This is a genomic window from Mycoplasma feriruminatoris (assembly GCF_000327395.2).
Classification (GTDB): domain Bacteria; phylum Bacillota_I; class Bacilli_A; order Mycoplasmatales; family Mycoplasmataceae; genus Mycoplasma; species Mycoplasma feriruminatoris.
Genome location: NZ_CP091032.1, coordinates 23,577 through 39,446, shown reverse-complemented (window position 1 = coordinate 39,446; position 15,870 = coordinate 23,577). Strand labels below are relative to the sequence as shown.

At 24.0% G+C, this 15,870-nt stretch carries 14 protein-coding genes; 13 read left to right on the top strand and 1 reads right to left on the bottom strand.

Features of this window, described 5'->3' with window-relative positions:
* Positions 1-94: 94 nt before the first annotated feature.
* The 4 genes from D500_RS00150 to D500_RS00135 all read left to right on the top strand — a co-directional run bounded on the left by D500_RS00150 (position 95) and on the right by D500_RS00135 (position 8,592).
* Positions 95-3,244: an STREFT protein gene (locus D500_RS00150; protein ID WP_008362734.1), complete on the top strand. Its 3,150-nt coding sequence runs from the start codon at positions 95-97 to the stop codon at positions 3,242-3,244.
* 119 nt (positions 3,245-3,363) lie between these two features.
* Positions 3,364-6,522, top strand: coding sequence for an STREFT protein (locus D500_RS00145; protein ID WP_008362736.1), 3,159 nt, complete (start codon positions 3,364-3,366; stop codon positions 6,520-6,522).
* A 121-nt stretch (positions 6,523-6,643) separates the two neighbouring features.
* Complete coding sequence (locus D500_RS00140) at positions 6,644-7,510, top strand: Hsp33 family molecular chaperone HslO (protein WP_008362738.1); 867 nt, start codon at positions 6,644-6,646, stop codon at positions 7,508-7,510.
* Positions 7,511-7,557: 47 nt separating this feature from the next.
* Positions 7,558-8,592, top strand: a complete 1,035-nt coding sequence (locus D500_RS00135; RefSeq protein WP_008362741.1) for an ABC transporter ATP-binding protein — start codon at positions 7,558-7,560, stop codon at positions 8,590-8,592.
* Positions 8,593-8,633: 41 nt separating this feature from the next.
* Here D500_RS00135 and D500_RS00130 read toward each other — a convergent pair whose 3' ends face one another.
* Complete coding sequence (locus D500_RS00130; RefSeq protein ID WP_008362744.1) at positions 8,634-9,233, bottom strand: FMN-dependent NADH-azoreductase; 600 nt, start codon at positions 9,231-9,233, stop codon at positions 8,634-8,636.
* Positions 9,234-9,405: 172 nt separating this feature from the next.
* On the opposite strand from D500_RS00130, the gene D500_RS00125 reads away from it, so the two are divergent.
* The 9 genes from D500_RS00125 to D500_RS00085 all read left to right on the top strand — a co-directional run bounded on the left by D500_RS00125 (position 9,406) and on the right by D500_RS00085 (position 15,854).
* Entirely contained in the window at positions 9,406-9,615 is a 210-nt protein-coding gene (locus D500_RS00125) for a cold-shock protein (protein ID WP_008362747.1), read from the top strand.
* A 205-nt stretch (positions 9,616-9,820) separates the two neighbouring features.
* Positions 9,821-10,234 carry a 30S ribosomal protein S6 gene (gene rpsF / locus D500_RS00120; RefSeq protein WP_008362749.1) on the top strand — a complete coding sequence of 138 codons (414 nt, stop codon included), beginning with the start codon at positions 9,821-9,823 and terminating at the stop codon, positions 10,232-10,234.
* Positions 10,235-10,246: 12 nt separating this feature from the next.
* Positions 10,247-10,684 carry a single-stranded DNA-binding protein gene (locus D500_RS00115; RefSeq protein WP_008362750.1) on the top strand — a complete coding sequence of 146 codons (438 nt, stop codon included), beginning with the start codon at positions 10,247-10,249 and terminating at the stop codon, positions 10,682-10,684.
* 18 nt (positions 10,685-10,702) lie between these two features.
* Positions 10,703-10,930 carry a 30S ribosomal protein S18 gene (gene rpsR, locus D500_RS00110; RefSeq protein WP_008362754.1) on the top strand — a complete coding sequence of 76 codons (228 nt, stop codon included), beginning with the start codon at positions 10,703-10,705 and terminating at the stop codon, positions 10,928-10,930.
* A gap of 375 nt (positions 10,931-11,305) precedes the next feature.
* On the top strand, positions 11,306-12,865 hold the full coding sequence (locus tag D500_RS00105; protein ID WP_008362756.1) for a PTS transporter subunit EIIC: 1,560 nt from the start codon (positions 11,306-11,308) through the stop codon (positions 12,863-12,865).
* Positions 12,865-13,623 (top strand): sorbitol-6-phosphate dehydrogenase, encoded by a 759-nt coding sequence (gene srlD / locus D500_RS00100; protein WP_008362757.1) that lies wholly within the window; start codon positions 12,865-12,867, stop codon positions 13,621-13,623. The genes D500_RS00105 and srlD overlap by 1 nt, the downstream gene beginning before the upstream one ends.
* Positions 13,623-14,039 carry a PTS sugar transporter subunit IIA gene (locus D500_RS00095; RefSeq protein ID WP_008362759.1) on the top strand — a complete coding sequence of 139 codons (417 nt, stop codon included), beginning with the start codon at positions 13,623-13,625 and terminating at the stop codon, positions 14,037-14,039. The genes srlD and D500_RS00095 overlap by 1 nt, the downstream gene beginning before the upstream one ends.
* A gap of 30 nt (positions 14,040-14,069) precedes the next feature.
* Entirely contained in the window at positions 14,070-14,867 is a 798-nt protein-coding gene (locus D500_RS00090) for a MurR/RpiR family transcriptional regulator (RefSeq protein ID WP_008362761.1), read from the top strand.
* Positions 14,868-15,854 (top strand): mannitol dehydrogenase family protein, encoded by a 987-nt coding sequence (locus D500_RS00085; RefSeq protein WP_008362763.1) that lies wholly within the window; start codon positions 14,868-14,870, stop codon positions 15,852-15,854.
* Positions 15,855-15,870 lie beyond the last annotated feature (16 nt).

Sequence of the window (15,870 nt, the reverse complement as noted above, 5' to 3'; positions counted from 1 at the left end):
ATAAACATAGTAAACCATAATAATATAATATTATAATAAAATGTATTTTATTAATACAATTATAACTTTTAGTTAACTTGATAGGTAAATCAATATGTTAAAGTTTATAAAAAATAATAAATGATGAGTAGCTATAATTTCTGTATTTGCTGTTTTTTTAAGCAGTTTTGGAATTTTTGCAAAAAGCTTTGTAGATTCAAATAAACAAAAAGTAGTTAACAAAGTTGAAAATTATATAAAAGCAAGTTCTTATGCTGTTCAATCTAGAATTTTAAAAGAAACAGAAAACCTTAATGAAGATTATTTAAATCAAAAAATAGGTAAAAAAACCTTATTAAATGAATTTAACAATAATTTTATTTGACAACCTAACAATAATAAAACTACATCATTAGACACTATTTCAGATTTGTGAAAAACCTATTTTGGTTCAACTGATAATGTATTGAGAAAAGATTTACAAATTCAATATCAAAATAATAATAAACTTGAAAATATCAAATCATCAAAAGGAGAAATTACTCCAAAAAACATTGATTTTTTACTAACTATAAGTAAATCTTTAGAAAAGTTTTTAAATGGATTTGCTCCAAGTTTAGCTTCTTTAGGTATATCTTTTTTACAAAGTACAGTTTTACAACATAGAGATGATCCTAACTTTGAAAAATATAAAAGTGGAATAACTAGTGTTGCTAATGCTATTGAAGATAATAGAGAGACTTTTAATTATTTAGGAAAAGTTTTAACACCAGCTAATTTAGATGAAAATTACTATAAAAATTTAACAGTAAAACAAGCTATAACAAAAAACATTAATAAATTAGCTTCAGTAATTACAAATAATAAGGATTTTGCTAGTCAAACTGATGTAGATAAATTACCTGAAGCACTAGACAAATTACTTGTTGATTTAGAACTAGATTCAATTACTAATATATTTAGTGACATTGATTTTAAAAATTTTAAAGCTGAAAAAATAAGTGAGATTTTTCCAAAAATCAAAAATTTATTTAACAACGGTACATTTACTAAACTTAAACAAAAAAGTTTAGAAATATTAAACAAAATTACACCTCATTTAGCTACTTATTTATATTCAGAACTATTTTTTGGATTGTATTATGTAGCTAATAGTGATCTGAAAAATCCTGAAGATTTATTAAAACAAAAAGTTGATGATAGTGTATTTATAGCATTTACTAAAAATAAATTAGATTTAAATGTTTTAGTAGATGGACTTGTAAAAGTATTAAAAAATAAAAAAGATTTTGAAAGACTATATGATTTCATTTTTAAAAGATTTGATCAAAATAAGATATTTAATAATATAAATACATTAGGTACTGATACTGGTACTGATAGCTTATTATACGATCTAATTAATTGATTAGAAAAGAAGTTATATAATGTTTCAAATACCTTAAGTACAATTATTAGATTTGCTGAACTAGCGTTAAATGATGCTAATATTCAAAAAACTATAAAAGAAAAGCTGGTTGAATTTATAAAAAGTAAATTACCTAAAATTAGCGTGGGTTCTTGAATAGTTAATTTCAATAAAGATGAACTAGAGGTATCACTAAAAATATATCTTGGTTTTATACCATTAAGAACTCCATTGCAATTGAAAGCAGATTTTTTCGGGAAAACAGGGCTAATTAATAATCTAATTAATATCTTAAAATCCTTTAACAGTTCTATAAACTATGCATTTGAAGAATTTTTTAAATATATTAAAAATACTTTATATTTAAATACCAATAAAAAATTTACACTTTCTCCTTTTGTAGAATTAGTAAATAATCTGAATGCTTTTCTAAAAAATGACAAAAATGTTTATATAAGTCTTGCTAAAGGACTTATTGGAGATCTAGAAATTAAAACTATTTATGACTTTATAACTTTGCCTTATAACAAAGAATTTTTAAATAGTTTGGTTCAGAAATATGCAGGAAAAGATTTACAACCCGTATTAGACAAAATAAAAGCGTTCTTAGAATCATTAAAAACCTATGGATTTATAAAAGAACCAGAAAAGTTAAAAGAACAATTCCCACAATATCTAGAAAACCTTTCAAAACATCTAGCCACTTATGAAAACAATGACCTACTTAACTTCAACCTTTTAGATAGTCTTTATGAAGGAAATATAATTAGTGATTTTATTTCTAAATGAATCAATTTCTTAACTAAAGATATAACCAAAGAAGATAATCCAATACTACCTATTTTAAGAGCAATTAATAAAAGTGACAAATTAGAAAAATTAGAACAGATTAAAAATCAATGAACTTCTAAGGTTTCTGATCTTGCTAAAAAAATAGATAACTATTCAAACATTTCAAAAATTAGAAATATAAAACTACAATTACCAAAAGAATTAGTAGAACAATTTGGATTACAAAGTTTAGATGGACTAAACATTACTGAACTTCTAGAAGGATTAAGTAATTATATAAAAGATTATTTAAAAGCAAATCCTAATAAAGTAATTGGATTTAATATTTCAAGTATTGGAATGATGCTTTATGCTTTAACAGTTAAAGTTGGTGTTGAATTTAAAAAAGAACTTTCAAAAAATAATTTCTTATACAACAAAAACACAAAACAAGACAAATCTAAAACTGTATTAAAAGCACTAGCTGATGGTTTTGATAGTCATGATAATAGTAGTGATGTAGGACGTGATTCTACTTTAAATAGAAAAGATCAGTCTTACTATAACTGAGATAAAATCTATTTCTACATCAATGGATTTGATAAACCTTATATTCTAGATAGAACTAATCTAAAAGAAGAATTTTCCTATTCACCACTACATATGCTAATAGGAATTAATCCTGATAAAACTACTTATTTTAAAGGTTCAATAGGTTATGCTATTGGTAGTTTATTTGGTGGTCTAAACACAACTGATCCAAATTATAATTTATCAATTGAAAACAAAAATGATGCTACTGGTATTTTAAATGTATTTAACTATGTTCTAGATCAAAAAGATAAAGAACTTAAAAAACATGAAGATCAAATTGCAACTCAATACTATGATAAAGATGCTTGAGAAACTAAAGTTATAAATAGTAGTGAAGATGAAATTAATTACGAATTAATAAGATTAAAATCTTCAAAAACTCAAGAATCAAAACAATTAGGAAGTCGTTTTAAAGTAAAATTAGCTAAAAAGAAACATTCTTCTTATTGAGAAATTACTCAAATTATAGCAGTAGATTATAAAGCAGCATAAGCTGCTTTTTTTGTCTATACTTTCAAAAAATAAAAATTGTGTTATATTAATCATAGTAAGTTTATGAATGTTTAATTAGTACTTTGTATGAAGTTGGAGTTAATTGCAAGGTGACTATAATGTTAAAGTTTTTTAAAAATAACAAGTGGTGAGTAATTATACTTTCAGTTTTTGCTCTATTTTTTAGTAGTTTTGGAATTTTTTCAAAAAGCTATGTAGAGTCAAATAAACAAAAAGTAGTTCACAAAGTTGAAAATTATATAAAAGCAAGTTCTTATGCTGTTGAATCTAGAATTTTAAAAGAAACAGAAAATCTTAATGAAGATTATTTAAATCAAAAAATAGGTAAAAAACCAATACTAGATGAATTTGATAATAATTTTGTATGAAGACCAAATAATAGTAAAACTACAACAACAGATACTATTTCAGATCTATGAAAAACTTATTTTGGTTTAAGTAGTGACATATTAGATGACAATTTACAAATACAATATAAAGATAATAAAGATAATAATAAGTTAAAAGATATTGAGCATTCAAAAGGAGAAATTACTCCACAAAACATTAATTTTTTACTAACTATAAGTAAGTCTTTAGAAAGATTTTTAAATGGATTTGCTCCAAGTTTAGCTTCTTTAGGTTTGTCTTTTTTACAAAATACAATCTTACATGATAGAGATGATCCTAACTTTATAAAATATAAAAATGGTTTAAATAGTTTTGCTGATGTTATTGAAAATAATAAAAATATTTTAAGTTTTTTAGCAAAAGTTTTAACACCAGCTGATTTAGAAAAAGATTATTATAAAGATCTAACAGTAAACCAGGCTTTAACTAAAAACATTAATCAAATAGCTGCAGTAATTTCAAATAATCAAGAGTTTGAAAGTGAAACTGATGCTGATAAAATACCTGAAGCACTAGATAAACTATTAGCTGAACTAGGTTTAGATTCTATAAGTCAAGTAATTGCAGAGTTAGGTGATTTTGAAAATCAAACCCAAAATATAAAACAAATCTTTACCAAAATACAAAATGTTTTTAATCCTAAAAACATTGAAAAAATTAAACAAAAAGCGGTTGAACTTTTAAAAAAAGCAACACCTTATTTAACAACTTATATATATTCAGAAATTTTCTTTGGACTATATTATACAATTCATACTGAAATTAAAAATCCAAGTGAATTGTTAAAATTAAAAGCCGATAATAATAAATTTTTAGCACTAACTCAAAATAAACTTGATCTAAATATTTTGTTTAATGGTATAGCAAAAGTGTTAAAAGACAAAAATAGTTTTAAAAGATTTTATGAATTTATTTTTAAAAGATTTGATGAAAACAAAATTTTTAATCCTGATAATATTGTTTCAAAAAATGGGGTTGGAAACTTAATAATTGATATAGTTAATTGACTTGAAAGTAAGTTATCAACTATTATAAATTCTTTAGGAACTCTTATTAAATTTGCTGAATTATCTATTAATGATCAATATATTCGAGAAACACTAGAATATAAAATAATAGACACGATAAAAACAAAACTTAATGAAACAGGCCAACCTTTAGGAAAATGAAATGTAAGTTTTGAAAATGGTACAGCCATTATTACATCAGGTGGTTTTTGAGCTATGATAACTATTAAAGCTAAGTTTTTTGGTAATGATGGTTTAATACCTAAATTACTAACTATTATTAAAAAGATTAAAGAATCTTTAGAAAATTCTCAACAAAACATAATTAGTCAATTAAAAAATATTTTTCTTTTAAAAGATATCAACGATCTTGATTTATCAATAGCTTCAAAAAGTTTATCTGATTTAGTAAAGATGTTTAAAGACTTTTTGGGAGACCAAACAATAATAAATTTAATTATCACTGGTCCTTTTTATCGTAAAGTTTTTGGATTAAATTCAATATATGATCTTTTAGAATTACCCTATGAAGGAAGTTTTTTAACAAATACTATTAGATTTTTTGCAAAAAGTAAAATTGACCCAACATTAAACAAAATTAAAAAAGTTTCTCAAACTCTTCAAAAATATAAATTTATATCTAAAGAAGAAAATGTAAAAACTGAATTTTCATCATATCTAGAAAAACTAATCAATCATTTAAAACTATATGAAAAACCAAGAAAAATAAAAGTTAATTTATTAGATAGTTTATATAGTGGAGATGTTACAACAGATATTGCTGAAAAGTGAATTGATTTTGTTCTTCAAGACTCTAAAAATAAAGATAATCCTTTTCTACCTTTAATTAGAATAGCTACTAAAAATGAGAAATTAGAATCACTAGATGAAATTAAAAATAAATGAATGTTGAAAATAAAAAATGTATCTCAAAAAATCGAAAAATTTAAAAACATTTCAAAAATTAGAGATATTAAAATAACTATTCCAGAGTTGTTATTAAAACATTTTGGATTAGAAAAAATGAACAATCAAACTATTACTCAACTTCTAGAAACTTTAGGTAAATACCTAAGTGAGTATTCATCTAAAAATCCTGATAAAATTGTTGCTATTAACATTTCAAGTTTAGGAAAAATTCTTTCAGCTTTAACAATAAGAGTTAGTGTTCGTTATAAAAAAGAACAAAGCGATCTTAACTTCTTATTTGATTATGATCCAAAAAAAGATCAAACTAAAACTGTATTAAAAGCATTAGCTTATGGTTTTGATACTCACGATAATAGTAGTGATACTGGAGCTAATGCAATCAAATATAGACCTAGAGAATCTTATTATAATTGAGATAAAATTGAACTTTATATCAATGGATCAAATAAACCTGTTAGTCTATATAGATCTAAACTAAAAGATGATTTATCTTATTCACCACTACATATGTTATTAGGAATTAATCCTGATAAATCTTCATATTTAAAAGATTCTATTGGTTATGTGATTGGTACTTTATTTGGTGGTTTAACTTCAAATGATCCTAACTATAATTTATCAATTGAAAATAAAAAAGATGCAGTTGGTATTTTAAATGTCTTTAATTACTTTTTAGATAAAAAAGATATAGAACTTAAAAAACGAGAAGAACAAATAGCTGAACAATATTATAATAAAAACGCTTGATCTACTAAAGAACTTAATAGTAATGACAATGAAATTAATTATGAATTAATAAGATTAAAAGTTTCAAATACTAATAGATCAAAACAATTAGGAAACAGATTTGAAGTTAGACTATTAAAAAATAAAAATAATCCTTATTGAAAAATTAATAGAATTATAGCTTTAAATTACAAAGCAGCATAAGCTGCTTTTTTGTTTAATATCATTAAATTAAATTTTATTAAAAACTAGTTTATAAACACTTTTTATTTTATATAAGCCAATATTGTGGTTTTGGTATAATTAATTAGTTAGAAGGTGTTTTATGGATCTAAAAATAAGAGCAATTAGTAATAAGCATAACTTAAGAGTTTCAATTGTTGATCTTTCTGAAACTATAAAAGAAATTACAGATTTACAACAATCAAATGTACTAGCAAACATGGTTTTTGCAAAGTTTATTTGTTGTTCAGCTTTAATTGGTATGCAATTTAAAAACAAAGAAAAAACTTATGTAAATTGAACAGCGCCAAGTTCTTTAATTAAAACTATGATAGCTGAATATCATGATAGTAAAATTAGAGCTTATGTGCAAAATAAAAATGTAAATATCACTGATTTTAATAATAAAGATCTAGATCAAATAACTAAACTAATTGCTTCAGATCAAGGTAATTTATTAGTAAGTAGAGATTTAAATTTAAAAGAACCATATGTTTCAAATGTTGAAATTGAATATGGAAATATTGATTATGATTTTATGAAATATTTTAATCAATCAAATCAAACTAAATCATTTATTACAACTGAAGTTAAATTTGATGATAACTTGCAAATTAAAAAAGTAGTTGGTATGTTAGTTGAAATGCTTCCAGATCATACTAATTTAGATTTAGAATATATTTCAGAAAAACTAGGTAATACTAGTTATGTAAAAGATGTATTAGTCAAATCTACTAACTATTATGCTGTTGTTAAAGAAATAGCTGAAGATGCAATTATTTTAGATCAATCAACTATTAGTTTTGAATGTACTTGTTCATATCAAAAAGTACTATTTACATTAAATCTTTTAAATCAAGATGATTTAAAAGATATTATTAAAGATAATAAACCTGTTGAAGTTGTTTGTGATTTTTGTAATAAAAAATACAATATACAGATACCAGACGTACTAACATTATTAAACTAAATTATGTTAAAATCTATTAGAATTATTGTTTTTATAAGAGGGTAATTATGGCTAAAGACAAAAAAAATACAGACGTGTCTATTAACATTGAACAGATCCAACCTATTAGTAAATCTAATGTAGATTATGAAGAAATAGAAAAACCTAAAAGAGTTAAAAAAGTTAAAACTGTAAAAATTGAATCAAATGATCAAATAGATGATAGTCAAAGAGAATTTATAATTATTCCAAATGATCAAAAATTTGAACCAGGAATCAAAGGGTTAAAACAAAAACAAAAACTTCAAAAACAACTAACTAATAAGTACTCAAAAGACATTTTAAACAAAGGACATATAATCACAACTCAAAACTATAAACCAGACTTAAACAAACACATTATTGAATTAAAAAATGTTCAAAAGTCTTATATTACTGGTGATTTAGAAACTCCTGTTTTAAAAGGAATTGATATTAAGTTAGATAAATCTGATTTCATTGTTATTTTAGGACCATCTGGATCAGGAAAAACTACTTTTTTAAATATCATTTCAGGACTAGATAAAGCTAGTCAGGGTGATGTTTTTGTTTTAGGTTCAAATCTTTCTTTATTAAAAGATTCTCATATGACTAAATTTAGAAGAAGAACTGTTGGGTTTGTGTTTCAACAATATAACTTATTAACTAATTTAACTGCTAAAGAAAATGCTGAAGTTGGAGAAAATCTTTCAAACAAAAAAAACGGAATGTCAATTGAAGAAATTTTTGAAACAATTGGTATGAAAGAACAAATGCATAAATATCCTCACCAAATGTCAGGAGGACAACAACAACGTGTTTCAATAGCAAGAGCTCTAGCTAAAAACCCTGATATTTTATTTGCTGATGAACCAACTGGGGCTTTAGATGAAGAAATGGGACGTAAAGTTCTAGAAATTTTAGTTAAAGTTAATAAAGAATATAAAACAACTGTTATTGTAGTTACTCATAACCCAAACATCGCTAAAATTGCAAACACTGTAATTCATATTAAAAACGGAATTATTGATAATTTAGAACACAATCCTCATCCAGCTGATCCACAAACAATTGAATGAGCTTAATAATAAAAAAATGCACCACTTGGTGCATTTTTGTTTACTTATTAAAAAGTTTTAGCAGCTTGTATAACTTCATCAATAATTGTTTCAACTCTTTGTTCTGGAGTTAATTGTAATAATGGAGCTACTTTTACTCCTGCTAATAAAACAGTTTTATTAAATTCGATTCCTAAAAATCTCATTGCTCCTTCAACATATTGAGTATGTTGACCTCAAGGATATCATCCTAATGGTGCACCTTGAACTCCTAAAATTTGAGCTTTTAAATTAGTAATTAAACCAATTGCATCTCCTTTTTTAGAATATTTGTATGAAAATGTTTCATTAGCTACTGAAACGTGATCAATAAATGATTTTAAAGTCACTGGAGTAGAAAAGTTATACATTGGACAAGCAATAACTAGTTTATCTACGCTTTTTAATAAATTAATATATTTTTTAGTAACTTCTTGTTGATAAAAAGTTGAAAATGTTTCAGAAGTTAAAATACTAGTTCCTACTTCATCTTTATTTAAATCAACAATAATGATTTCATCATCTGGGTTGAATTTTTTATATTCTTCTAAAAATCTATTAGTTAAAGCAACAGAATTTGATACTTCGTCTGCTTGAACAGTTGTTTTTAAAACAAGAACTTTACTCATGTTTTACCTCCTATTGTTATTTTATAGTTAATATTATTATTTTGTTATTAATTATTAATAATCTAACTTATATTTTATTACTAGTATAAATAATTATTTAATGTATAATAGAACTATTATTAAAAAAGATTTTGTATTACTCAATCTATTAATAATTTAGATTGGAGGTAATATGAACACTGGTATAGTTAAATGATTTAACGATGAAAAAGGGTTTGGCTTTATAACAAATGATTCTGATAATAAAGATGTATTTGTTTATTTTGCAAACATTAATATAAATGGTTATAAGACTTTAGAACAAGGTCAAAAAGTAACATATGAATTAAATAAAACAATAAAAGGGCTAGAAGCTTTTAATGTTACAATCACAAATAAATAGTTATTTATTAATAATTAATTAAATATCAGATAATATCTGATATTTTTTATTTTCTAAATAAATTATTTTAGTTATAATATATTACTTGTTTATGTTTTTAAGTTGTATTAGTAGTATGTTTTTTATATAATTCATATGAGTTAATTTAAAGTAATTAGCTCCTTGGCTATTTAAGCCCAAAAGACCATAAGGAGGAATAATCTCAATGATTAAAAAATACGAAGTAATGTATATTTTGGATCAAGATGTTAAAGATACAAAAGAATTAGTAACTAAATTAGATGCAATTTTAGCTGAAGGTGGACAAATCCTAGAAGCTAGTGATTTAGGATTATTAGATTTCACTTATGAAATTAATCACAAAAAAAAGGGTTACTATCATGTAGTTATCGTTGAAGCAACTACTCAAGCTGTTAAAGAATTTGAACGTGTTGCTAAAATTGATAAAAATGTAGTTAGAACATTAGTTTTAAATACACAAAACATCCAAAATTACGAACAATCAGTTGTTCTTTCAAAAACAGATATGACTAAATATGAAGAAGAACAACGTGAAAAGAAAAACTTTAGAAAGCCATTTATTAAAAGAGAAGAAGCTGCTACAAAAGAAAGCAAATAATTAAGGAAAATTATGAACAGAGTAAACTTGGTAGGTAGAATTACAAGAGATTTAGAATTAAGAGTAGCTAAAAACGGGTCTAAATTTGTTTTTTTTACTGTAGCTGTTTCAGAATATTCAAGTAGAGAAGAAAAAACAAATTATATACCTTGTTCTGCTTTTGATAAAACTGCTGAAAATATGGTTAAGTTTCTATCTAAAGGTAGTTTAATTTCAGTTGAAGGAAGAATTACAACTAGAAATAATCAAACACCTGATGGTAGATATGAAACTATTGTAAATGTACTAGCTGAAAGAGTTAATTTCTTAGAACCAGCTAAAAATAGAAATGCTCTAGTAACTGAACAAAACGATACAACACCTAACCAACATGTTCAACAAAATAGTGATTCATCATTTGATGATTTAGTAGTTTCAGATGATGATGAACTTTCAATTTTATGAGAATAAGTAGAAAGGGATATTTTCATGCAAGTTAAAAAAATTAAAAAAAGAAAAAAAGTTAATTTTTTCCAAAAAAACAATATTAAATACATCGATTATAAAGATGTTGAATTATTAAAAAAATTCATCTCACCTAATGGTCAAATTTTACCAAGAAGAATTACAGGTACTTCTCCAAAAGATCAAAGACAATTAGCTTTAGCAATTAAAAGAGCTCGTCAAATGGCTTTATTACCATACGTAATTGAATAATTTAATTTAATAAATACAAATAAAAAAGCTGCCTGATAGAAGGGCAGCTTTTTTATGTCTAATAAATCAGATTTAGCTAAATAAATATAATAACTTTTAAAAAACAAAGATTTTATATCTAAGCTTGCTGTTTCCAGCAATTTTAGTTTATCACAGGTTTTTAAAATATGCTATATATTTTTTAAAATTTTTTTTGGGGTAAAATTCGATTAATAAATAAACTGCTATATCTCTATCCTGATATATTTACAATATATCAGGAATAGCAGTTAAAAAGATCATTTCTTTTTCTCAATACTTGCCTAAGTAAATATTTACAACATATTGTAAATATTTACAAATAGCGTTAATATAATAATAGGAGGCAAATTATTGATGAATACAAAAGTTCAGATGACACATAAAGAATGAGCTAATAAATTTAAGCTTAAAATTCAAAAAACTGGTTCTTTTATGGCTGGAATGATTATGCCAGCAATTGGTGTTCTACTAGCTTGAGGACTTTGAACAGCTATGTTTTTATATGATTTTGATCATAATAAGAAATTAGGTTGATTCGATGCTCCAATGCTAGGTAGATTAGTTGAGCCAGGAATTAAATGACTTCTACCAATATTAATTGCATTTAATGGTGGTAGATTGGTTTATGGTTTAAGAGGTGGAATGATAGCAACTTTTATTATCGTTGCTACAATTACTGGTACTGATTTTATTTATGGAAAATATATTGTTCAACAAGTAGGAGATAAATGAGTTCATCCAGGTTCACCTAATCAATTTATTGGTGCTATGATCGTTGGACCTTTATCAGCACTATTTTTAAAAAAAGTAGAAAAATTGTATCTTCATAAAATTAATCCAGGTTTAGAAATGTTAGTTAAAAACTTTGGGTTAGCAATTTATGCTATAGTTTTAGGTTTAGTTGTATTTTGAGGTTGAGGTTGAATAATGTGGGGAATCACTTTTGTAATGATCTCAATAATTAAATTATTTGGAGACAACAAATGAGTAGCTCCACTATTAGGGTTCTTTACTGAACCAATTAAAGTATCATTTTTAAATAATGCTTTAAATCACGGTGTATTAGGTCCTATTGGATATAATGAAATTCAAATTCAAAAAAATAATGGAGTTGCAAATCCTAGATCAATCTTTTTCTTATATGATCCAAATCCAGGACCTGGATTAGGTTTATTACTAGCTTATATTATTTTTACAAAAAGAGAAGATAGATATAATGCAACTGCAAGTTCATTAATTCACACAATCGGTGGAATTCACGAAGTATATTTTGTGTTTATTATTAAAAAACCAAAAATGTTATTAGCTACAATGTTAGGAGTAGTTGGTGCACAATTTATTACTTCTTATTTAGGTGGTGGAACTATTGGAACTCCAAGTCCAGGTAGTTTAATTTCACTAATTGCTTTATCAAATGGAACTCATGCATTATTAATTAATTTATTAGCATTTGTTGTTGGTACATTAATTGCATTTGGTATTAGTGTTTTATTACTATTAAAAGATAGAAAACATTTACAATCAGAATCAGATCAAGGATTTAAGATTACTGATGAAGGTATTGAATTTAGTAACATTACTACAAATCAAGAAGTAAAGATTAATCCAAATATTAAAAAAATAGTTGTTGCTTGTGAAGCAGGAGTAGGTTCATCTGCAATGGCTGCTGGATTAATCAGAAAATGAGTTAACAATAATAATTACGATATAGAAGTTACAAATATAGCAGTTAAAGATCTAAAAGATGAATATGATGTAATTGTAACTATGAAAAGTTTTAAAGACTTTGCACAACAAAAAGCCCCAAGTGCTCATGTTTATCCTGTTGAACAATTTATTGGTAAAAATACTTATGATGAGTTATACAAACTAATAGAAAATAAACAACAAAATAAAGTTGGAGAAGAAAAATAATGAAAAAAGTTGCTATTGTTGCAGGGGGAGCAAAAAGTTTAGGTAAATTCTTAGCACTAGGTCTTGATAAAAATAATTATCAAGTTGTTGTTTTAGATGTAAATAAAGAAAAGCTTGAAGAATTAAAATCAGAAAATAATCAAATTGATACATATGTATGTGATTTAACTAATGAAAATGATGTAATTAATGTTTTTGATCAAATAGAAGCTAAATATCAAACAATTGATACACTAGTTTATAATGCAGGATGAGCAAAATCAGCAAAAATTACTTCATTTGAATATCAAGATTTTATTACTAGTATCAAGATTAATTTAGATGGGTATTTTTTAACAGCAAGACAAGCAGCAAGAATAATGATTAAAAACAATACTAAAGGAAATATTATTCAAATCAATTCAAAATCAGGAAGAGTTGGTTCAAAATTTAATTCAGGTTATTCAGCAGCTAAATTTGGTGGAGTTGGTTTAACTCAAAGTCTTGCTTTAGATTTAGCTGAACATAATATTAGAGTTAATTCATTAATGTTAGGTAATCTTTTAGATTCAGAAATGTTTGAGAGTTTAATTCCAGAATATGCAAAAAAATTAAATATAAAACAAGAAGAAGTTAAACAATACTATATTAATAAAGTTCCTTTAAAAAGAGGTTGTATGTTTGATGATGTATTAAATGTTTTATTATTTTATATTTCAGATAAAGCTAGTTATTGTACTGGTCAATCTATTAACATTACAGGAGGTCAAGTAATGTAATGATAGAAACAAAAAACATATATTTAAACCAAGAATTTAATTCTAAACAAGAATGTTTAAGTTATTTAAAAGAACTTTTTAAACAACAAAACGTTAGTTTAGAATACATTGATTCAATTGATAAAAGAGAAGAAGCCTGTTCTTTTAATATTGGTAGTAGAATTGCAATACCTCATGGAACTTATGAAGGTATGTTAAGTTTGAAAAGTTCTTTAATTATTGTTTTACACTTACAAAAACCACTTATTTGAGATGATTCTGAAGTACAATTAGTAATAGGTTTAGCATTAAAACAAGAAGATCAGATCGATGTTTTACAAAAGATCGCAATTAATGCTATGAATGATGATTTATTTAATGATTTATTAAAAAATCCAACAATAGAAAAAATTATAGATTTTAGTACAAAAGAATAATTAATAATAAGTATCAATAAAGGTGATTACATGAGTATAGATTTGTTAACAAAAATTAAAGATTTCATTCAAACTGACTGTAGTCAAGATTATAAAAATATTGGTACTTACTTATTAAAAAACTATGCAAATATTAAGAATTTAACAATAACAACAATCTCTAAAGAATGTAATACGAGCCCAAATAAAATCACAAGATTTGCTGAAAAGTTGAACTTAAAAGGTTTTAATGAATTGAAATTTAGATTAAATGATATTTCTAATTCAATTATTATAGATAATGAATTAATTCCAATTAGTTCAAGAATTGATGATAAAAATAAGTTTTATAATGATTATTTTGAAATACTTTTAAACTCAATTAAACAACAACAAATTAATTTAAAAAATCAACCAATTAATGAAGTTGTTAATTTAATTAATAAAGCTAATAAAGTATATTTATTTGCTTTTAATCTTTCTTATAATGTTTCAAAAAACTTTATTCAACGTTTACGTTGATATCAAAAAGATGCAATCAGTGAATCAGATTATATTTCTATAAAAACTTATTTAAACATTATTAAACCTGATGATTTAGTAATTTTAATTACAATATCTGGTGAAAATGAATACATCAAAAAAATAGCTGAATCACTAAATAATAAAGTAAAAATTATAGGAATTGGGCCAAAACAAAGTTCAATGATTAATTTATTTGATAAATATTTATATTTTCAAACTGATGAGTCAGAACTATGAAGTATTAATTCAATTAAAGCTCAACTTACAATTCAATTACTAGATTTTGTTTATGTTAAATGATTAAAAAGCACTAAAAGAAAATAGATGAATTTAATACACTTTGGAGCAGGAAACATCGGTTGTGGGTTTATTGCTCCAATTTTAAAATCTATTGTTGATCACATTTATTTTGTTGATAACAACATACAAATTGTTAACAAAATAAATGAACAAAAACTAATTAAAATACATACTTCAGATAATAAAAACATACATATAAATAACATTTCAGCTTGACTATTAGATGATTTTTTAAATTATAAGAATAAATGAGATACAGTTAGTTTACTAACTATTTCAATTGGTGTTAAAAACCTAAAATATATTGTTTCTTATGTTCAAGAATTAATTGATTATAAAATTAAAAATAATCAAAAATTAATCATTATGTGTTGTGAAAATGGAATTAGAGTTAGTAGCTTATTTAAAACTAACTTTACTAGTTTAACTTCTAATATTTATTTTGTTGATGTTTTAGTTGATAGAATAGTTAGTAATAAAAACATTCTAAATGACTATTTAGAATGTGAAGATTATTATTTATGAATTGTTGATCAACTACAATGACCAGTTGATTTTAAACAGATACGTAATTTAACTTATACAACTAATTTTGATGTTCAAATAGCAAAAAAGATCTATATGTTAAATGGATTACATTGTTCTATAGCTTGGTTTGTTTTTAAAAACTTTAGTACTGATAAGTATCTATATGTTTATCAAGCTTTACAAAATACTAAAGTTAAAGAGTTTGTTAATAATTATTTAAATGAAGTTATTTTAGTTTTAAATCATAAATATAATGTTAGTTTAGATGAATTAAACGATTATAAAAACCAAATAATTAAAAGGTTAAATAACACTTTTATAAAAGATGATCTTAAAAGATTAACTAGAAATAGTGAATTAAAATTAAGTAAAAACGAAAGAATTTTAACTGTTCTAGATTATGCAAAAACTCATAGTTTAAAACACGACACTCTTTTATTAAGTTATTTAAATGGATTAGAATATTTAAAAAATAATAAATAAAGACAAAAAACCTAGA